The sequence below is a fragment of the Solibacillus sp. FSL R7-0682 genome (assembly GCF_038005985.1).
GTDB lineage: Bacteria > Bacillota > Bacilli > Bacillales_A > Planococcaceae > Solibacillus.
In genome coordinates, this window is the sequence record NZ_JBBOUI010000001.1 from 1,289,440 (window position 1) to 1,311,453 (window position 22,014).

A 22,014-nucleotide genomic window follows, 5' to 3' on the forward strand; every position below is an offset into this window, starting at 1 on the left:
AGCTGACACATACTTAAAATGCGGGTTGTTTTTAAGATTTGGATGGAGGTGAATACCCGCGTGACAAAAAAATTAGAAAATATGCCAGTTTTACCTTTAAGAGGCTTACTTGTTTACCCTACTATGGTTTTACATATTGATGTAGGCCGTGAACGTTCTGTAGCAGCATTAGAACATGCAATGTTAGGAGATAGCACGATCTTTTTATTAACACAAAAAGATTTACGTGTTGAAGCACCGGTGAAATCTGATTTATTTGAGATGGGTACACTAGCCAAAGTAAAGCAAATGTTAAAATTACCAAATGGTACATTACGAATTTTGGTGGAAGGTATTCATCGCGCGAAAATGACACGCTACAAGGATGAAGACAAATTTGCCGTTGCAAACTTGGAAGTGTATGAAGATGAAGTAATAAAAGATTCTGAAACAGAGGCATTAATGCGTACGGTATTAACGTATTTTGAAAAGTATGCTAAATCTTCAAATAAAATTACGACAGAAACCATCGAGTCGGTTTTGGATATTGAAGAGCCGGGGCGTTTAGCAGATGTCATTACTTCGCATTTACCGTTTAAAATTGCAGAGAAACAAGAAGTTTTAGCGTTAACGAATATTAAAAAACGTTTAGATCACTTAATGATTCGTCTGCATGATGAGCAGGAAATATTAAATCTAGAGAAAAAAATTAGTACAAAAGTAAAGCAAGCAATGGAGCGCACGCAAAAAGAATACTATTTACGTGAGCAAATGAAGGCGATTCAAACAGAGCTTGGGGACCGTGAAGGAAAATCAGGTGAAATTGCAGATTTACGTAAGAAGGTAGAAGCTTCTGGTATGCCAGAGGCTACGCAAAAGGTTGTATATAAAGAATTAGATCGCTATGAGAAATTACCTGCTGCAAGTGCAGAAAGTGGTGTAATTCGTAATTACTTGGAGTGGCTTGTATCGATTCCATGGAGTAAAAAAACGGATGACCGCATTGATATAGAATACGCTGAGGAAATTTTAAATCGTGACCATGACGGTTTAGAAAAAGTGAAAGAACGTGTATTAGAATATTTATCTGTACGTCAATTAATGGCTTCTTTACGTGGACCTATTCTTTGTTTAGCTGGACCACCAGGAGTAGGGAAAACAAGTTTAGCACGTTCGATTGCTGAAAGTTTAGATCGAAAATTTGTGCGTATTTCACTTGGCGGAGTGCGTGATGAATCAGAAATTCGTGGCCATCGTCGTACGTATGTTGGAGCAATGCCCGGTCGAATTATTCAAGGGATGAAAAAGGCAGGGACAATAAATCCTGTATTTTTACTTGATGAAATTGATAAAATGTCAAACGACTTCCGCGGTGACCCTTCAGCTGCAATGCTTGAGGTGTTAGACCCGGAGCAAAACGGAACATTTAGTGATCATTTCATTGAAGAGCCATATAATTTACAAGATGTATTGTTCATTGCAACAGCGAATGATTTAAGTACAATTCCTGCACCATTACTGGACCGTATGGAAGTAATTAATATTCCAGGCTATACAGAATATGAGAAAATTGAAATTACAAAAAACCATTTAATCCCGAAGCAAATGAAGGAGCATGGTTTAAAGAAAGCTCAATTAGTAATTAAAGAAGAAGCAATAACAGATTTAATTCGTTATTATACACGTGAAGCAGGAGTTCGTAACTTAGAGCGTCAAGTGGCAACAGTTTGTCGTAAAGCTGCGAAAATCATTGTTTCAGGTGAAAAGAAAAAAGTAACAGTAAGCTCAAAAGTATTAGTAGATATGCTTGGTAAGCACCGTTTCCGTTATGGTCAAGCTGAAACTGAAAATCAAATAGGTGTAGCAACAGGACTTGCCTATACAACAGTAGGTGGGGATACACTGCAAATTGAGGTTTCATTAACACCTGGTAAAGGGAAGTTACAATTAACAGGGAAGCTTGGCGAAGTAATGAAGGAATCGGCTCATATCGCATTATCCTATGTTCGAACATTGACGCATGACCTTGGATTAGACGCAGATTATTTTGAACAACACGATATTCATGTCCATGTACCAGAAGGCGCTGTACCAAAGGATGGACCATCAGCAGGGATTACAATGACGACTGCGATCGTGTCTGCGATTACAGGTAAGGCAATTAAGCGTGAAGTAGGTATGACAGGTGAAATTACACTGCGCGGTCGAGTATTACCAATTGGCGGCTTAAAAGAGAAGTCCTTAAGTGCACACCGAGCAGGTTTAACAACAATAATCGTTCCACAAGATAATGAGCGAGATATTGACGATATTCCAGAAACAATACGTGAGCAACTCACATTTAAACTAGTGTCTCAAGCAGAAGAAGTTCTTGCGATTGCACTAGATGGAGGTTTTAGTAAGTAATGAAAGTTCATAACGTTGAAATGATCGGTAGCTTTGTTCGACCAGAGCAATTCCCCGAAGAGGGTTTACCTGAATTTGCATTAGCGGGGCGTTCGAATGTCGGAAAATCTTCGTTCATTAATCGTATGATTGGCCGTAAAGCGATGGCGCGTATTTCGTCAAAGCCTGGTAAAACGCAACAGCTAAATTTCTACAAGATTGAAGACCAGCTGTTTTTTGTAGATGTACCGGGATACGGCTATGCGAAAGTATCAAAATCAGAGCGTGCTGCATGGGGGAAAATGATAGAAAAATACTTCATGGGACGAGAGCCATTAAAGGCAGTCGTGCTTATTGTAGATATTCGTCACAACCCAACGAATGATGATTGTATGATGTATGACTTCTTAAAGCATTACAACATTCCAGTTATCGTAATTGCAACGAAGGCAGATAAAATCCCAAAAGGTAAATGGGATAAACACAAAAAAAATGTACGTGAAACATTACAAATGGACAAGCAAGATCCATTAATTGTTTTCTCATCAGAAAAAGGGCTCGGTTTCGAGCAAGCTTGGGCCGAAATTGATGCACGTATGTAAGCTAATTCAAAGAACAACCTCTTTTTAGGAGGTTGTTCTTTTTTGTTATGGGCCGTTATTTAATCAACGTAAAAAAAATGATATTTTTACAATGTAATCATAATAATACCTTGATATACTGCGATTTTGACCGATAAACAAGGTAGGAGGTGCTACATATGGATATTGCAGCATTAGCGATGTCGATGAAACAAGCAGAATTAATGCAAAATGTTTCATTGGCTGTTACAAAACAAGCTATGGAATTTCAACAGCAAAGCGCGGAGCAACTAACGGAAATTCTCGATGCGCCACACCCAACATTAGGACATACAATTGATGTATCCGTATAATTGATACCGTATGAAAAAATGCACAAGCTCGAATTATTTGGTAAACTATACAAATGATTATGTAATGATTAACAGATTTTACAAATTTTTCGAGCTTTTTGTTACAGAACATAGAAAATACAAATGATCGAAAATGACTTTGATATAATTTTTTAGAACAGAAATATTAAGGAGGCGAATTAATTGCTAAAAAAAATTTCCGGCCTTTTCATAGCAATTATTTTTATTTTAGCTGCATTTCCAGTGGAACAATTAGCTGAAGCAGCAACTACATATACCTTTGTGGAAATAGTGGAAGTAGATACATACGATAATAAAGGCAAACCAATAGGTACTGCTATTACGGGCATTAAAGTAAGAAATAGTGCAGGTAAAGTAACGACGTTGAAGGTTGATAAATCAACGGTATACTATATCAATAATACAGCAACGAATATATATGGGTTCAAGGCAGGGATGCAAGTTTCTGTAGCAATGGGATTAAATAAAGTACGAGAAATGCGTGCTAGTACGAATAGTGGAAGTGGAGAAATTGTTGTCAACAGCAAGCAATTAACTGGGGTTGTAACACAGATTGACCCGAACGGATTACAAATTCGTGTGAAAATTGATGGCTCTTCAATACGTACATTTACAATGAATAAAAATACCGAAGTGTTCAAAAATAATTCTTCCGTTGATGTAAGTACATTATATGCTGGTGATAAAGTTCGACTAACATTTGCTACAGCTACGACTTCGACTATAGCTGAAATCGATATTATCAATACATCGGCAATTATGGTGCAAGAGTTGTATAAAGCAAAACTTAATACAATTAATACGAATAAAAATTCAATCAATGTACGAAATGCGCATCCATTATTAAACTGGCGTTTTGGTACACAAGATACAATTGCTCAATCGAATTTTTCTTTTACAAATACAACTTCAATTTATGTCGGCAATAAAAAAATCACAAAAAATCAATTAAAAAACTATCGTAATAACGATATGTATTTCGTAACGACGAAGCAATTCAGTAAAGAAGTAGTGAACAAAATTATTGTACTTTCAAACAATGAAAGAACATATTATGAGCCAATTTCACGTGTGAATCTTGACTTCAATGTAATCGAGCTACGTAAATCATTGAAGCTGGATTATCATAGTGGTTCAATTTTAATTCGAAATGGTCGATTAGTAGATCCAGAAAGCTTAGTCGCATTGAATCTTGATCAACAGGCAATCTCAACAACAGCATTTGTTATTACTGATGGACATGCCAAAAATGACTATGCGCATGTAGTGAATATTACAAATGATGGACTCCTTGCACCAAACCTATCAACAGATCAACTGTACTTTGGTGTCATCGATGTTGCAGATATGTTAGCTTATCGATTAGATTTAACGAATTTAGAGCGCTTTGATAATCATTTCTGGAATACAAATAACGATGTAACTGAATTTGCATTTAGTAATTCAACAAAGGCCACGGAATTGGATGGAACAACATCGTTTAAAGTAATTCCAGAGCTTGATTTAGATTTATATGATAACTATACGAATTATCCAACAAATCCTTACTATGGCTACTTCTACGTAAGAGATGGTCATATTCAGGGAATTCATTTTGTACCAGGACAAGCCCGTTCTACCATTACATTTACGGGCCGTATAGCAGAGGTAAAACTAAGTGCAAAACAAATTGTCGTGAAAGATAGTAGTCAATGGAACCAAAATGGTAACTGGAACTATAACTCGGGAGCACATACTTTAAATTTATCACAAGCTATGATTGTGAAAAATGGTGAGGTAATTAACTTTACGGATTTAAAGCCATCTGATCGTGTAGTAGCACTTGCCAAATCTTCTTCAGATGTACATGTATTATTAGTAAATGAATAGTTCGCTTAATGACATGTGGGGTTTCCTACATGTCAACAAGCGTTTTTAGGACAATTAAAACAATGAAAAATTGAATCAAGTATTTTTTAAGAAATGAGGGACAGTTTTGTGAATAAAAAAACAATATTTATTCTAACTTGTTCGTTTTTAATGACTTTAATACTTGTGTTACCGACAAGTGTTTTTGCTCAAACGCTTGACCTGACGGGTGGGGTTAAAAATGAATATGAATACGAAGAATATATATTCTTAACAGGGAATCCGATAAAATTTACAGGGACTGCGAAAAATGTTTCTGTATCAGTAAAAGAAAATAAAGGGAAGTTAACTGAGACGTATAAACTAACATTAACTGGACCTAATAATGCAAAGTTAACACGTAATTTCACGTATACATATGATGTCACGAATTATGATCAAGTTGGGCAAAGTTCTGCAACCGGGGAAGTGACGAAGTTTACTGAAAAGATTACTATTGGTAATCAAACCTTTACATTAGCAGATTATCAATTATCTAAAAGTACTATTACTGATAAACGTCCTGCATCTGATTATTATACGGGGAATGCAGTAGCTCGAAAAACGTATACAGTAAGTGGAAGTAGTCGTAATGCGAATGCCCAAACAATTACAGTACACGCGGATAGTCGAAATGAAGGATACGAAAATTTCTGGGGAGCTACTGAAACACAAATTACAGAATTTGAAATTGAGTATGCCGATGGGAAAATTGGGACAGTCATTAATAAACTATCAGCTGGAAAAAATAAAAAATTGGAATATAGCGAAAATGATGCGACGTTATCAAGCTTCATTGGAAACTATAAAACGGTTAGTACTGCAGATATGATTTCAGAATATGAGTACGATTTACCAAATGCCCGTGGTAAAGTAGCAATCGATTTAGAGTATATGCCTAAGCTTGAAATGTTGAAAATTCCAAAATTCCGTGATTTATCATCGAACTGGGCACGCGAACATATTGAAAAACTGTACTCACTAGGAATTTTAGATGATCAATCAAATTTCTTTTCGCCAAATACACCAATGTTACGCTATGATTTTGCGGTAGCGATTGGAAAAGCGATTGATTTACGTGTGCTAGAGGATACATCAAGTCGACGAAAAACAACGCAACCGACAATTTTTAAAGATGTAAAGAAAACAACAAAAGACTATAACTACTTAGTTGCTTCTGTTAATAAAGAGGTTATTAAAGGAATAACAGCTAATACATTTGATCCAAATGGTTTTTTAACTCGTGAACAAGCAGCGACAATTTTAGTGCGTGCACTTGGCTTAGAGGAGAGAGCACCAGATCCAGGTTATACGACGTCTTATAGAGATGATTATAAAATAGCTGATTATGCAAGGGATTCCATTTACATTGCAACAGAATTAGGGTTACTTCAAGGGAGTAATGGTTCGTTTGATCCGAAGGGGACTTTAACACGTGCCCAATCGGCAGCAATCATTGAACGTTTTTTACTCTATTTAGAACAAGATTTGAAAGAAAATTATCGAGACAATATTCTATTTTTTAACTAGGGGGTGCTACTGTGAATAAAATGAAAAAAGTGATGGCCGTGTTATTATCAACTCTCTTAATGATGACACTTGTTTTCCCATTTGGTCCGATCGAAGCAAATGCAGCAACTACCAAAATTACCGATATGAATACGACAAATGGGAAATATAAAGCTGCTTCATGGGCAGTAGATAATGGCTACATGCAGTTAAACAATGGCAAATTCCAAAGTGAATTGCTTGTGAGTGAATTACAATTACTCCAAATGATTGCGAAATTAGATCGTAATTTTAACTTTAACAGTACAAATCCAGATACACTTTATGGTTATTATGGCGAGTTGAACCTTCCCTTATATGGGGTTACTAATAAAACAAAGCGAAACGCTAATGTGTCCCGCAGTCAATTTGCACGTATATACGCAGCGATAAATGGACTTGATTTATCAGATATTCAAGCGGTTCAATATTTATATATGAACGACATCTCGCAAGGAACAACAGGTAAACGTACGTATGAAGATTTTAAACCAACAAGTAATTTAAACCGAGGGGATATGGCTGTATTTTTATACCGTACAGTCCAGCAAGGTTCAATTGCAATTGAAGGGTTAACTACTTCACCAAATGGTCGCGACAACAAAAAAATTACATTGCCTTTAAACTTTGTTGAAGGAAAAGATTCGACTGTTACAGTAAAGCCAACACCAGGTACGAATGATAATGATAAAGAAAAACGACCAGATATTTATAAAGCAGTAAAAAGCATTAATGTTGAATCTGAGGAATTAATTGCAAATGGAATTGATTCTACACTCATTTCGATTGAATTAAAAGATAGTTATGGTAATGATATTTCCTTTGATGAATCATTAGCATTTAAAGTTACTTCTTCGGCTGGCGGTACTTTTTCTGAAACAAACGCAAGCACTAGCGGGAACTCGACAGTTGTATATACAGATGGACCGCAATTAGATGTATATGTGACTGCACCAGCTTTAACAAAATCTGTAGTAGATACAATTCGTTTTGAAATGGTCAATCCAACTAATCAATATTACACATATAAAAATCAAGTAATCGAAGCAAAAGTTCGTTATGTACCAAAGGCAGAATTAAGAATTTCATATGAAGTACATGATCCAGATCAAACAGATTGGATCACAGGAGATGTAGACCCAGGTGTAAAACCATTACCGGCTTTACCTCAAGGTGTTGTTAATGGGGTAACTATACCGTTTACACAAAAGGGGATTATTACAATCTCAGACTTTGATGAAGACCTGAAATTATTCAGCGGAACGAAATGGGAAACTTATACGAATCCTACAACTGGGCAGCTTACGCAGGGGGAAATCTCCTCTGAAGAAATTCAGTACGGTAACGCCGAACTAAAATTAGAAGGTCAAATCATTTCAGTATGGTTATTTGAACAAATTTTAGAATATATGATTTATGGTCTTGAGCAAGAAGAAAATGATTGGGGCGGCTTAGGAAGCGCGAAAGTAATGTACACGGTGAATAGTGAAGGGCGTGCCACATACGATTTACAAGGGGTAATGAGTGAAGAATTCACAGCCCAATTTGATTCAACTGTACATGCTGCTGTCATTTACTTAATCAATATTTTACCGAAAGCTGACGATATTACACTTGCGCATAAAGACAGTGTATTAGCGATAAAAGCGATTTATGACAAGCTTAGTCAAATGGATAAAAACATTTTACAAAAAGGTTTTGCGCAAGCTATTGGTAAGCTTGAAGGGGCTATGTCAAAAATTGAAATATTACAAAAGGGGCAAGAATTAGAAAACCGTCCTGATGGTATGGATCGTTATACGAAAGTTATTGTCAATTTAGTATTACCAAGTGGGGTAGTCATTACAGATTATAGAGGGACAGTAGAGGTCTCATATAATGGTAAGACAAAATTAGCTTCTTTTGATACAAATACAAAGGATTATAATGATGGCACAGGTCATGCTGGATCGGCAGTGTTTTATTTCGATGATGTCATTTATGGGAACCAAAAAGTAACGGCTCGCCTGGTGGATACAGATCCACGCTATGATAAACTGTTACAAAGTATCATTGGCACAACAACATCGAAAACAATTTTTACAAACCCGAAATTCGAAAAAAATATGTGTTCTTTGGATGCAGAAGTATCATTTGTAGTTGACCATTCAGGCTCAATGAAAGCACGCGATCCAAAAAACTTTACTTCATTAAAAGTAAAACAGACTGTGAAACAATTAGAGGCGGATTTAAATCATGTATACCGCTTCAATAAAAAAGCTATTTTTGAAACGTCCGGTGAATCAGAGACAGTAGCTAAAATGCCAAGCCTATTGCAATATAAAAGTGAAAATCGAGGAACGAATGTAATTGCTTCTGTTACTACGGCTATTAATAATTTTTCAAGTAACAGTGCAACGAAAAAGGCTGTAGTATTGATTACGGATGGTAAAACAAATCGTAATGGTATTGATCAAATGATTAATTTGGCAAAATCAAAAGGTGTTGCCATTCATACAATTGCAGTAGGTAAGTATACAAGTGTTAATGAAACGTTATTAAAGCAAATTGCAACAGAAACTGGCGGAACATATATGAATGTGAAGGAAATTCATGATATCCATAGTGCATTGCAATCAATTATTACGTCAGTTTTATGTAATAAAGTAGTATCGAATCCAAGTTGTGCAAATGGCGACTTATTATTTAACCAAACGTCAGTTGTGATCGAGAAGGAAAAGGTTCGTTTAATGGCCGATATTAATACTTCTTGTGATAATATTAAAAATGTACGAGTAGTGTTTGAATCTCCTAGTGGTAATAAACAATTTGATTTACCATACCGAGGATCATCTCGATTTATGCATCGACCAAACTTATATGAATTCCCAGTACTTGACTTATATGTAGATGTAGAATTCCAGGCTTTAGATAGTAATGGAAATATAATTGCATCTAAAATGCACGTTATGAATAGTTCTAGTAATTAATGTTAAAAATACCAAGTAGACTTTGCTTGGTATTTTTTTCTTTTGGGTATAAGCATTGAAAAGAGTAGATAACTTTGTTACACTTACATTAGAATTATTCTAATGTAGAAATACTTTCATAGCATGTTCACAAAATGTGCATGATTCGGTATTTCTTTATGATACAATAGGATTTATGAATTAGAACGTGTGAGGTGTGGAGATTCATGCATACATTAGTAGTAGGCTTGAATTATAAAACAGCGCCAGTTGAAATTAGAGAAAAGCTATCTTTTGTGGAACAAGATATTCCAAATGCAATGGCGGCGCTACAACAACAAAAAAGTATATTAGAGAATGTTATCATTTCAACATGTAACCGTACAGAAATCTATGCGGTAGTAGATCAATTGCATACAGGACGTTATTATATTAAACAATTTTTAGCGGATTGGTTTAATATTCCTGTAAACCAATTTGAAGATCACCTCTTTATTCGAGAAGAGGATAAATCTTTAGATCATTTATTCCGTGTAACAGCTGGTATTGACTCAATGGTATTAGGGGAAACACAAATTTTAGGACAAGTGAAAAAAAGCTTCCTCCAAGGTCAAGAAATCGGTACTACTGGAACCGTTTACAACCAATTATTTAAACAAGCGGTGACATTTGCAAAACGAGCACATAGTGAAACGGCAATTGGCGAGAATGCTGTCTCCGTATCCTATGCTGCCGTTGAACTTGCAAAGAAAATATTCGGGTCATTACAAAACAAGCATGTTGCGATTTTAGGTGCAGGTAAAATGGGAGAGCTTGCTATTCAAAACCTATACGGGAATGGTGTAGGCAAAGTAACGGTCATTAATCGTACTTTTGAAAAAGCGCAAAATTTAGCCTCAAAGTTTGATGGGAATGCAAAGGCAATGAATGAATTACAATGTACTTTACTTGAGGCAGACATTTTAATTAGTTCAACTGGGGCAACAAATTATGTCATTGACCATGATTTAATGAAGTATGTTGCCAAGTTCCGTAAAGGTGATCCATTGTTTATGGTTGACATCGCCGTTCCTCGCGATTTAGATCCGAAAATCGGTGATTTGCCAAATGTTTTCTTATATGACATTGATGATTTACAGGGGATTGTCCAAGCGAACTTAGCTGAACGTGAGCGTGCTGCAAGTGAAATTATTAATATGATTCAACACGAAATCATTGAATTTAAGGAATGGTTTAAAACACTCGGTGTTGTTCCAGTTATTACAGCGTTACGTAAAAAAGCAGCATCAATTCAAGAAGAGACAATGTTAAGCATTGAAAATAAAATGCCAAACTTATCAGAGCGTGAACGAAAAATTTTAAATAAGCATACGAAATCGATTATTAACCAGTTATTGAAAAATCCGATTTTACAGGCAAAGGAATTGGCAAATTCAGATGCAGCTGCTGAACAATTGGCATTATTCCAGCAAATATTCGGCATTGAAGAAGATGTACAACAGGAAGTTCGATTACAACAAGTAGAAAAATCGACAGAGACGAGCTTACAACAGGAAGTACAAGCCAATCCACGATTATCTTATTAGAAAGATACATTTGCGCCCAAACGTGATGGTTGGCCTGTCTTATGTCGTTTTCCTATCGACTTAAATAAAAAATAAGCGTTTTCGTATCTCTATGGTAAAATTATAGATATGTAAAACGCTTTTTTCGATTTATTATAAAGAGAAAAGAATTATAGGGGAAGGGTGCATATGGCAGAAGTAGTAATGACTAGACTTTATGAGCTTATGATTGTACTTTATGCGCTCAGTATTGTTTTATATTTCACAGATTACTTATATAAAAATATAAAATTTAGACGTGTCGCGTTTTGGTTTGTGTCCACAGTTTGGGTGTTGCAAAACGTATTTTTATTATTATTTATTATACAAACGAAGCGGTTTCCGATACTGTCCTTATATGAAGGAGTATTTTTCTATGCATGGCTGCTAACGACACTTTCAATTGTGCTGCACTGTATTGCACGTGTAGATTTGCCGGTCGTACTATTAAACTTTTTAAGCTTTATTTTTGTCACGATTCATTTATTTGCACCTCAATCGTCAGAACAAATTGTAGGAGAGTCACTCGTTTCAGAAATGCTATTTATTCATATTAGCTTTGCGATTACCTCGTATGCGGCATTTTCAGTTGCCTTCGTTTTTTCATTATTATATTTAGTTTTATATCGCATATTAAAACAAAAAAAGTTGAATCATCTTTGGTCAAGATTACCAAACTTACAGCAAATGTTAAAATGGATGAATCTATCTACCCTTGTAGGAATTCCATTATTTATTATTAGCATTGTGCTAGGTCTAGAATGGGCGTTTGTCTCTCTTGAAGGGGTTTCTATATTAGATGTTAAAATTATAGGCTCATTTATCGTGTCGTGTCTTTATTTAATAGCCTTTTTACTGCATCGAAAAGGTGCTTTATTAGGCTCTTCGTACGCGATTGTGCATTTATATTTATTTTTACTTGTTGTCATTAATTTCTTCCTTGGCAGCAAATTATCTAGTTTCCATCTATGGGTTTAACAGAAAGGTCGGAGTGTATTGAGAAAAATTATTGTAGGTTCACGAAAAAGTAAATTAGCATTAACACAAACAAATTGGTTCATTAACGAGTTAAAGTCAGCAGGTGTACCATTTGAATTTGAAGTAAAAGAAATTGTGACGAAGGGTGACCGAATTTTAGACGTGCAATTATCTAAAGTTGGCGGAAAAGGCCTATTTGTTAAAGAAATTGAGCAAGCTTTATACGATAAAGAAATCGATTTTGCTGTTCACTCGATGAAAGACATGCCTGCAATTTTACCAGAAGGCTTAGTTATTGGCTGTATCCCTCCACGTGAAGACGCACGTGATGCCTTTATTTCAAAAGGTCATGTGAAGTTTGCAGATTTACCGAAAGGGGCTGTAGTAGGGACAAGTTCATTACGCCGTAGTGCTCAATTATTACAAGTACGACCAGATTTGGAAATCAAGTGGATTCGCGGGAATGTAGATACACGTTTAAATAAGCTAGAAACAGAAGATTATGATGCGATTATTTTGGCCGCAGCTGGTTTAAAGCGCCTTGGCTGGAGTGCCGATGTAGTCACTGAATATTTAGATACGGATATTTGCTTACCAGCTGTAGCACAAGGTTCCCTTGGAATTGAATGCCGTGCTGATGATGTCCAATTATTAGAGCAATTGGCGAAATTAACGGATGCAACTACATGGAAAACAGCCCATGCAGAGCGCGCATTTTTAGCGGCTATGGATGGTGGCTGTCAAGTACCAATTGCAGGCTACTCAACAGTTGATGGAGACAAAATCACGTTAACAGGATTAGTTGCTGCTCCAGATGCTTCCGTTACTTATAAAGAAACACTAACAGGCCATGATGCAGATGCTTTAGGAAAGGCGGTAGCTGCAAAACTTACAGAGCAAGGTGCCTTTGATCTAATTCAACGTGTAAAGGCTGAGCTTAATGCCGAGTAAACTCGCAGGCAAAACCATAATATTAACAGGCTCTTCTGTCGTACAACCGATTGCCCAGTTAATCGAGGAAAATGGAGGGAAAGTACTTCATTTTCCGCTTATCGAAACCGTTGAATTGATTACGCCAGAAGATCCACAATGGCTTGCACAATTACAAACATACGACTGGCTTATTTTTACGAGTCAAAATGCGGTGACAAGCTTCTTTTCGAAATGCGTACGTTATCAAGTAGTTGTACCGAATCATTTGAAAATCGCAGCGGTTGGTGAGAAAACAGCCGCACGATTACAAGCGAATGGCTTACAAGTTGATTTTATGCCAACAATTTTTAGTGCAGATGTGTTTGTGCAACAATTTGCCCTTGCAGAAGGGGAGCGCGCGTTATTTTTGCGTGGAAGTTTAGCAAAGGATACAATTCGTGCTAGTATTGCTGTAGATGAATGGACAGTTTATGAAACAAAGTCTTGTCTAAAGCATTTAAATGACTTAGAGAAAGCTTTAGTTCAATGTGAGCAACCTATTGTCATATTTGCTAGCCCATCAGCAGTAGACATTTACGCAAAACGAATTGTACCCGATTTAAATTGGGGTTATGTGAAATTTGCATCAATAGGGCATGTAACGACCGCTGCACTCGCAAAGTACGGCGTGACACCAATCGTTCAACCTAAAACATATACAATGCAGGCTGTCATTGAACAGCTCATCTTGGAGGAAACAACAAATGACTGAAATTACATTCCAACGTCACAGAAGATTACGTCAAAATGCCGCAATGCGCGCATTGGTAAAAGAAACTTATTTACAAAAGGAAGATTTAATTTATCCGTTATTCATTATTGAAGGCGAGAATGTTAAAAATCCGGTTAGCTCTATGCCCGGTGTATTCCAGCTGTCATTAGATAATTTAGCAGCAGAAGTGGACGAGATTGTAAATTTAGGTATTCGTGCTGTTTTATTATTCGGTATTCCTGCAGAGAAGGATGCAGTTGGTACAGGTGCCTTCCATGATCACGGAATTGTTCAAAAGGCAACACGTTTAATTAAAGAGCGTCATCCAGAATTATTAGTAGTGGCTGACACTTGTCTTTGTGAATTTACTGACCACGGACATTGTGGCGTTATTGAGGGCGAGCAAGTACTAAATGATCCTTCACTCGATATTTTAGCGCGTACTGCTGTTTCACAAGCGAAAGCTGGGGCAGATATCATTGCGCCGTCAAATATGATGGACGGCTTTGTTGCGGCGATTCGTGCAGGATTAGATGCAGAGGGATTCGAGCATATTCCAATTATGTCTTACGCCGTTAAATATGCTTCAAGCTATTACGGCCCGTTCCGTGAAGCAGCAGAGGGGGCACCGCAGTTTGGCGATCGTAAAACGTACCAAATGGACCCAGCTAACCGCATCGAAGCAATTCGAGAGGCAACTTCTGACGTACAAGAAGGCGCAGATTTCTTAATCGTCAAGCCTGCATTAGCATATATGGATATTATTCGTGACGTGAAAAATGCGTTCCCGGTGCCTGTGGTTGCATACAATGTATCGGGAGAATATTCGATGGTGAAAGCAGCAGCACAAAATGGTTGGATTGATGAAAAATCTGTTGTTTTAGAAACGTTACTAGGGATGAAGCGTGCAGGCTCAGACTTAATTATTACTTATCATGCAAAAGACGTTTGTCGTTGGTTGGAGGAAAAATAAGATGCGTTCATATGAAAATTCAAAAGAGGCATTTAAAGAAGCCGTTGATTTAATGCCAGGTGGGGTTAACTCACCGGTACGTGCATTTAAATCTGTTAACTTAGACCCGATTTTTATGGAATCTGGATCAGGTGCAATCATTAAGGATATTGATGGCAATGAATATATTGACTATGTTTTATCTTGGGGTCCACTGATTTTAGGACATGCACATCCTGAAGTCGTGACGGCAATTCAAGAGCAGGCTGCAAAAGGAGCATCATTTGGTGCACCAACTGTATCGGAGAATAAATTGGCGAAATTAGTAATGGATCGTTTACCTTCAGTTGAAATGATTCGCTTTGTATCTTCAGGTACAGAAGCAACGATGTCAGCATTACGTTTAGCACGTGGTTATACGGGACGCGACAAAATATTAAAATTCGAAGGCTCTTACCATGGGCATGGGGATTCATTGCTAATTAAGGCGGGTTCAGGTGTTGCCACTTTAGGTTTACCGGATTCACCAGGGGTACCGGCTGATATTGCGAAAAATACATTAACAGTAGCGTACAACGATTTACAATCAGCAAAATTAGTATTTGAAAAATTTGGTTCAGATATAGCTGCAGTCATTTTAGAGCCAGTAGCTGGCAACATGGGTGTTGTACCTCCACAACCTGGCTTTTTAGAAGGGCTACGTAAGCTAACAGAAGAAAATGGCACATTATTAATATTCGATGAAGTTATGACAGGCTTCCGTGTCGACTACGGCTGTGCACAAGAATATTTCGGTATACAGCCAGACCTTACTTGCTTAGGAAAAGTAATCGGTGGTGGTTTACCAGTCGGTGCATTCGGTGGTAAACGTGAGATTATGGAGAAAATTGCGCCTGCTGGTCCGATTTATCAAGCAGGAACTTTATCTGGTAACCCACTTGCAATGACTGCAGGGTATGAAACTTTATCACGTTTAACAAAAGATTCGTATACCTATTTCCGTAAGTTAGGTGACCAATTAGAGGCAGGTTTCCGTGAGGCTGCAACGAAGTATAACATTCCTCATACAGTAAATCGCGCAGGTTCTATGATTGGCTTCTTCTTTACAAACGAAGATGTAATTGATTTTGAGTCAGCAAAAACTTCGGATCTAGCGTTATTTGCAGAGTACTTTAAATTAATGGCTGAAGAAGGTATTTTCTTACCACCATCACAATTTGAAGGATTATTTATTTCAACAGCTCATACAGAAGAGCATATTGAAAAAACAGTTCGAGCATTCCATACCGTGTTTGAAAAATTAGCTCGATAATTTAGGACGAACTCATAAATCTCCTTTCTACGCATAATTTATTCGTAGAGAGGAGGTTTTTTTATGCAACAATGGGAGATGAATGAAAATTTTATTTTCCCTAGTTTTTTAGGGAATGTTATTGGAACGCCGTCAATTCAAGTAAAACCAAGTTGGCAACAACAAGTAGAAAATGAGTCTGTCTTATTAAATGGTGTTTATGTCATTAAAGGGCATGTTCAATTTGATTTTAATCCAATTGAAGATGAGCAACAGCCTCAAGGGATACTCATTGAGCACATTGATGTAGAACAAGACCAAGCGTATTTTGAATATGCCATTCCATTCTCCATCGATTTCCCAAAAGAGGAGGTCGAGACAGTTACAATAGAAGCGCTGTCGCCAAAGTTAGTAGCTGACAAGGGCTCCGCATGTAACTGTAGTTGGCAAGTTCAATGTCATCTTGAGAAAAAGGCACCAGTAGTTGCTGAAACTGAGGTAGTGGAAGCACCGGTTGTGGAAGCACCTGTAGTTAAAAAAGCTATTGTTGAAAAGAAAGTTGTAGAAGAGCGGGTAGAAGAGAAGCCTAAAAAAGAAATACTGGCAGAAGCTATTGAAATGCCTCCACTTGTTGAGGCAGAACAACTAATAGTAGAAAAGCTTGTGATTGAGGACTATAAGGAACGAACGGTTGCAGCTCCAAAAGAAGAGCAGCTAGTTCAAAATGAATCGCTAAAATTATCTACAAAAGAAGCGAAACAAATTGAAGAAGAAGCTGACTTTTTTGAACAGCTTGCGGAGGCATACAGCATTGTTAAAGTTCATATGAGTAAAGTAGAGAAGTAGAGGATTCCTCTAGGAATTTTTTTATGTTCAAGTAACTAACTGATTATATTAACTAAAATTAACCCGTAAATGTTTGAATCGAACATTTACGGGTGTTTTGTTGAATAGTGTGTCTGCTTAAAAGTATCCATTCTAGTTTTAACTTCATCACAGATGTTTGCCGGGATTAATTATACTTTATTGAGGGGATTTTTAATTCACATGGGGTTTGTGCTAAACTCGGGTCTTTTTGTGGTTTGTTAATACAACCTAGTGCATTAAATAAAATCGATTGATAGTAAATAGCATAAAATAATTAATAAAATAAATAATATAATATCTCCTGATGTAGGGAAGAAAATCGTCCGAATTCCTTGGAAAATAGCAAGTGGGATGATGCAGCCTTTCATCAAAAAGCGAAATTTTCTTAACCAAGGAGGGAGTAAGTATGGATTGTAATTTTTGCGCAACTTCATCATCTCCTTTTACATAGTATATGTTGAAAACAACGCTTATGTGCTGTTGGAAAACATTTTCCCTTTGTTAAGATTAATTTAAAAACATGTAAATATTGATACGAATGGTGGCGTTATTGTGTAGTATGTAATCATGGAAGTGTATCTACATAAGGGAGTAAGAAATATGTTAAATATATGGACGATTTTTGTAACTGCATTAAAGCTTGGGCTTACTTCATTCGGCGGGCCCTCTGCACATATAGGGTATTTCCAACAAACGTATGTGAAGGAAAAGAAATGGCTAACAGATAAACAATATATCGATTTAGTTGCTCTTAGTCAGTTTTTACCTGGGCCTGCATCAAGCCAAGTAGGAATGGGGATAGGGCTTAGAAAAGGCGGAATATTAGGCAGTCTTGTAGCCTTTATTGGTTTTACTATGCCATCAGTTATAATCCTCATTATCTTTGTAATTTTCATGAAAAGCTCTACAATCAATATGGACTGGTTAATGGGTTTAAAGCTCGTAGCAGTTGCCGTTGTAGCGCAGGCAGTTTTTGATATGGGTAAAAAGATAATCGTATCGAAAAAGCATGTTATTTTGTTAGTGCTTGTATTAATAGGGCTTTATTTCTCAAATTCAATCTTTTCACAAGTCATTGTTATTTTTAGTTGCGGACTTATTGGTCTTCAATTATTTAAACACCATAATCAGACAGAGTATGAGCCTGTATTTTCAAAAAAATGGGGAGCATTCTCATTACTCTTATTTTTCGTGCTATTAATCGGATTACCAATAATAGCGAATATCGTAAGTATGGATTGGATCAAGCTTTTTAGTCAATTTTTTATAGCGGGTTCATTTGTATTTGGTGGTGGGCATGTCGTACTACCATTGTTAGAAACGCAATTTGTAGGAACATATGTGACTGCGGAAGAATTTTTAGTTGGTTATGGCTTGACGCAAGCTGTCCCAGGGCCATTATTTACCTTTGCTAGCTATTTAGGTATGGTGATCGGCGGAATTCCGATGGCAATCATGGCAACGATTGCGATTTTTTTGCCTGCATTTTTATTGATAGTTGGGGCATATCCATTTTGGGCAATGCTTAGTCGATACGCACAGCTAAATGGAGCAATAGTGGGGATGAATGTTGCAGTAATCGGTATTTTACTAGCTGCCTTTATTTCACCAATTGTTTCTACAACGATTACGAGCTGGATAGATGGTGTTTTTGCATTCATATTATTGATGCTGTTGTCCAAATTTAAATGGAAGCCTTGGATAGTCGTTATAGCAGGAATTGTTATTGGAGTTACTTATTATAGATAGTGTAAATACGCTACTTGAAATTTTAACAAAAACCTATTACAATTGAGGTCAACTATATATGTGAAGCGAAGATTAGGAAGAGTATGTTTGATCATGTTGTGAAGAGAGGAAACGGTAGCTGAAAAGTTTCTACAGCATACAAGCAGAAGGTAGCCTATGAGCTGACTTAGTGAACAAATAGTAGCTAAGCTCCGGTTAAACACCGTTATCGAATGAAGTGCCGATGTGCTTAAGAATTGTGAGATTACGCGGGCGCTTGATATGACAGAGGCTTAAAAGAAAGCGTTTGTCAGTCAAGGAACGACGAAGCGAAGCAACCAGAATGAACTTAAGGTTCATGAGGATTGCTGAGTGAGGAGTGACGCAGAATGCGAACGCTTTACTTAAGCCGACGGAAATAAAGGTGGTACCGCGAATCAACTCCCTCGTCCTTTTTAAAGACGAAGGGAGTTTTTTATTTTCATTCAACTATTTGATTTTATTTAAAGGAGCGAATCATTATGACGGAAATTACAATGCCAACAAAGTATGATCCGAAAGAAACAGAAGCCGGCCGCTATGAATGGTGGTTAAACGGTAAATTTTTTGAAGCAGACCCAACGAGCGAAAAGGAGCCATATTCAATCGTTATCCCACCACCAAACGTAACAGGTAAATTACACCTTGGTCATGCTTGGGACACAACATTACAAGATATCTTAACTCGTATGAAGCGCATGCAAGGCTATGATGCATTATGGTTACCAGGTATGGACCACGCGGGTATTGCTACGCAAGCGAAAGTAGAAGAAAAGCTACGTGGTGAAGGTATTTCTCGCTATGACTTAGGACGCGAAAAATTCCTTGAAAAAACATGGGAATGGAAAGAGGAATACGCTTCTCACATTCGTGCGCAGTGGGCAAAATTAGGTCTTGGTTTAGACTATTCAAAAGAGCGCTTCACATTAGATGAAGGTTTATCGGATGCGGTAAAAGAAGTCTTCGTAAAATTATACGAAAAAGGCTACATTTACCGTGGTGAGCGTATCATTAACTGGGATCCAGCGGCAAAAACAGCTCTTTCTGACATCGAAGTAATTCACAAAGAAGTAGAAGGTGCCTTCTACCATATGGAATATCCGTTAGCGGATGGCTCTGGAAAATTACGTGTAGCGACAACACGTCCAGAAACAATGCTAGGCGACTCTGGTGTAGCTGTACACCCAGAAGACGAGCGCTATAAGCATTTAATCGGAAAAACAGTTATCTTACCAATCGTAGGCCGTGAAATTCCAATCGTAGCAGATGACTATGTAGATATGGAATTCGGTACAGGGGTTGTAAAAATGACGCCAGCTCACGATCCGAACGACTTTGAAGTTGGAAACCGTCATAATTTAGAACGCATCTTAGTAATGAATGAAGACGGTACAATGAATGAGCTTGCAGGTAAATATAACGGTATGGATCGTTTTGAATGCCGTAAGCAAATTGTAGCGGACTTACAAGCAGCGGGTGTATTAGTGGAAATCGAGCCACATGTACACCAAGTAGGTCACTCAGAGCGTACAAATGCTGTTGTTGAGCCTTACCTTTCAAAGCAATGGTTTGTTAAAATGGCACCACTTGCGGAAGAAGCTTTAAAAATGCAAGCAAACGAAGATGAAAAAGTAAACTTCGTACCAAATCGTTTTGAAAACACATATAACCGTTGGATGGAAAACATTCATGACTGGTGTATTTCACGCCAATTATGGTGGGGTCACCAAATTCCAGCTTGGTATCATAAAGAAACAGGTGAATTATACGTAGGAAAAGATGCACCTGCAGATGCTGAAAACTGGACACAGGATGAAGACGTACTTGATACGTGGTTCTCTTCAGCTTTATGGCCGTTCTCAACGATGGATTGGCCAAATGAAGAGTCAGAGTTATACAAACGTTACTACCCAACGAGCACATTAGTAACAGGTTATGACATCATCTTCTTCTGGGTAAGCCGTATGATTTTCCAAGGGAAGGAGTTTACAGGGACACGTCCATTCAAGGATGTATTAATTCACGGTTTAGTACGTGATGCAGAAGGACGAAAAATGTCTAAGTCATTAGGTAACGGGGTTGATCCAATGGATGTTATCGATCAATACGGTGCCGATTCATTACGTTACTTCTTAGCGACTGGTTCTTCACCAGGTCAAGATTTACGTTATTCAACAGAAAAAGTAGAATCAACTTGGAATTTCGTAAACAAAATTTGGAACGCTTCACGCTTCGCTTTAATGAACATGAACGGTTTAAAATTTGAAGAAATCGATTTAACTGGAGATCTATCAACAGCTGATAAATGGATTTTAACACGCTTAAACGAAACTATTGAACGTGTGACAGCATTATCGGATAAATACGAGTTTGGTGAAGTAGGTCGTGAGCTATACAACTTCATTTGGGATGACTTCTGTTCTTGGTACATTGAAATGGCGAAATTGCCATTATACGGCGAAGACGAAGCGGCAAAATTAACAACTCGTTCAGTATTAGCTTACGTTTTAGATAATACAATGCGTTTACTTCACCCACTAATGCCATTCGTAACAGAAGAAATTTGGCAGCACTTACCACATGAAGGTGAATCAATTACAGTAGCAGCTTGGCCAACTGTAAACGAAGCATTCAACTTTAAAGCTGAAGCTGGTGAAATGCAACTATTAATGGATATTATCCGTTCTGTTCGTAACATTCGTGCGGAAGTAAATACACCAATGAGTAAACAAGTACCGATGACAATTTTAGCGAAAGATGCTTCAGTTGCAGCAGTACTAGAAGCAAACAAAGGCTACATCGAAAAATTCTGTAACCCAGAAACACTTACGATTGGTGCAGATTTAGAAGCACCAGCTCAAGCAATGTCTGCTGTTGTATCAGGGGCAGAAATCTTTATGCCACTAGCAGGCTTAATTAACGTGGAGGAAGAAATTGCACGTTTAGAAAAAGAGCTTGAAAAGTGGGCGAAGGAAGTAAAATTAGTTTCTGGTAAGCTATCTAATGAACGATTTGTAGCGAAGGCGCCAGAAGCGTTAGTAGCAGCAGAGCGTGAAAAATTAGCGGACTATGAAGCGAAATATGCAACAGTTGAAAAACGTATTGCTGAATTAAAAAATATGTAGTTTTAATCGAAAGGGGTGCCGCAAGTCGGTGCCTCTTTCTTTCT

At 37.3% G+C, this 22,014-nt stretch carries 16 protein-coding genes and 1 other annotated feature; of the genes, 15 read left to right on the forward strand and 1 reads right to left on the reverse strand.

The genetic code is table 11. The features are described from left to right. Positions 1-42: 42 nt before the first annotated feature. From lon to MKZ17_RS06535, 13 genes are all read left to right on the forward strand, one after another. A complete protein-coding gene (gene lon / locus MKZ17_RS06475) occupies positions 43-2,385 on the forward strand; it encodes an endopeptidase La (protein ID WP_340722939.1) in 2,343 nt (780 codons plus the stop codon). Then, the gene (gene yihA, locus MKZ17_RS06480; protein WP_340722940.1) at positions 2,385-2,966 is read left to right on the forward strand and encodes a ribosome biogenesis GTP-binding protein YihA/YsxC; all 582 of its coding nucleotides are present in this window, start codon (positions 2,385-2,387) and stop codon (positions 2,964-2,966) included. Before lon ends, yihA begins: the two co-directional genes overlap by 1 nt. Before the next feature lie 158 nt (positions 2,967-3,124). Next, complete coding sequence (locus MKZ17_RS06485) at positions 3,125-3,298, forward strand: YjfB family protein (protein ID WP_340722941.1); 174 nt, start codon at positions 3,125-3,127, stop codon at positions 3,296-3,298. A gap of 183 nt (positions 3,299-3,481) precedes the next feature. Then, entirely contained in the window at positions 3,482-5,188 is a 1,707-nt protein-coding gene (locus MKZ17_RS06490; RefSeq protein WP_340722942.1) for a phosphate ABC transporter ATPase, read from the forward strand. A gap of 108 nt (positions 5,189-5,296) precedes the next feature. Beyond that, positions 5,297-6,736, forward strand: a complete 1,440-nt coding sequence (locus tag MKZ17_RS06495) for an S-layer homology domain-containing protein (protein ID WP_340722943.1) — start codon at positions 5,297-5,299, stop codon at positions 6,734-6,736. Positions 6,737-6,756: 20 nt separating this feature from the next. Next, positions 6,757-9,723 carry a VWA domain-containing protein gene (locus MKZ17_RS06500; RefSeq protein WP_340725507.1) on the forward strand — a complete coding sequence of 989 codons (2,967 nt, stop codon included), beginning with the start codon at positions 6,757-6,759 and terminating at the stop codon, positions 9,721-9,723. 206 nt (positions 9,724-9,929) lie between these two features. After that, positions 9,930-11,288, forward strand: coding sequence for a glutamyl-tRNA reductase (gene hemA, locus MKZ17_RS06505; RefSeq protein ID WP_340722944.1), 1,359 nt, complete (start codon positions 9,930-9,932; stop codon positions 11,286-11,288). Between the two features lie 168 nt (positions 11,289-11,456). Then, entirely contained in the window at positions 11,457-12,284 is an 828-nt protein-coding gene (gene ccsA, locus MKZ17_RS06510) for a cytochrome c biogenesis protein CcsA (protein ID WP_340722945.1), read from the forward strand. A gap of 18 nt (positions 12,285-12,302) precedes the next feature. After that, a complete protein-coding gene (hemC, locus tag MKZ17_RS06515) occupies positions 12,303-13,235 on the forward strand; it encodes a hydroxymethylbilane synthase (protein WP_340722946.1) in 933 nt (310 codons plus the stop codon). Further along, entirely contained in the window at positions 13,225-13,968 is a 744-nt protein-coding gene (locus MKZ17_RS06520; RefSeq protein ID WP_340722947.1) for a uroporphyrinogen-III synthase, read from the forward strand. The genes hemC and MKZ17_RS06520 overlap by 11 nt, the downstream gene beginning before the upstream one ends. Beyond that, entirely contained in the window at positions 13,961-14,941 is a 981-nt protein-coding gene (gene hemB, locus MKZ17_RS06525) for a porphobilinogen synthase (RefSeq protein ID WP_340722948.1), read from the forward strand. Before MKZ17_RS06520 ends, hemB begins: the two co-directional genes overlap by 8 nt. A gap of 1 nt (position 14,942) precedes the next feature. After that, on the forward strand, positions 14,943-16,232 hold the full coding sequence (gene hemL, locus MKZ17_RS06530) for a glutamate-1-semialdehyde 2,1-aminomutase (RefSeq protein ID WP_340722949.1): 1,290 nt from the start codon (positions 14,943-14,945) through the stop codon (positions 16,230-16,232). A 63-nt stretch (positions 16,233-16,295) separates the two neighbouring features. Then, on the forward strand, positions 16,296-17,057 hold the full coding sequence (locus MKZ17_RS06535; protein ID WP_340722950.1) for a hypothetical protein: 762 nt from the start codon (positions 16,296-16,298) through the stop codon (positions 17,055-17,057). Between the two features lie 257 nt (positions 17,058-17,314). Here MKZ17_RS06535 and MKZ17_RS06540 read toward each other — a convergent pair whose 3' ends face one another. Further along, a complete protein-coding gene (locus MKZ17_RS06540) occupies positions 17,315-17,506 on the reverse strand; it encodes a hypothetical protein (RefSeq protein WP_340722951.1) in 192 nt (63 codons plus the stop codon). Positions 17,507-17,678: 172 nt separating this feature from the next. Here MKZ17_RS06540 and chrA point away from each other — a divergent pair, with 172 nt between their 5' ends. Both chrA and MKZ17_RS06550 read left to right on the forward strand, forming a co-directional pair. Beyond that, positions 17,679-18,827 carry a chromate efflux transporter gene (chrA, locus tag MKZ17_RS06545; RefSeq protein WP_340722952.1) on the forward strand — a complete coding sequence of 383 codons (1,149 nt, stop codon included), beginning with the start codon at positions 17,679-17,681 and terminating at the stop codon, positions 18,825-18,827. 59 nt (positions 18,828-18,886) lie between these two features. Then, positions 18,887-19,263: a binding site (T-box leader), on the forward strand. Positions 19,264-19,327: 64 nt separating this feature from the next. Continuing rightward, positions 19,328-21,970, forward strand: coding sequence for a valine--tRNA ligase (locus tag MKZ17_RS06550; protein ID WP_445326901.1), 2,643 nt, complete (start codon positions 19,328-19,330; stop codon positions 21,968-21,970). Positions 21,971-22,014: the final 44 nt, after the last annotated feature.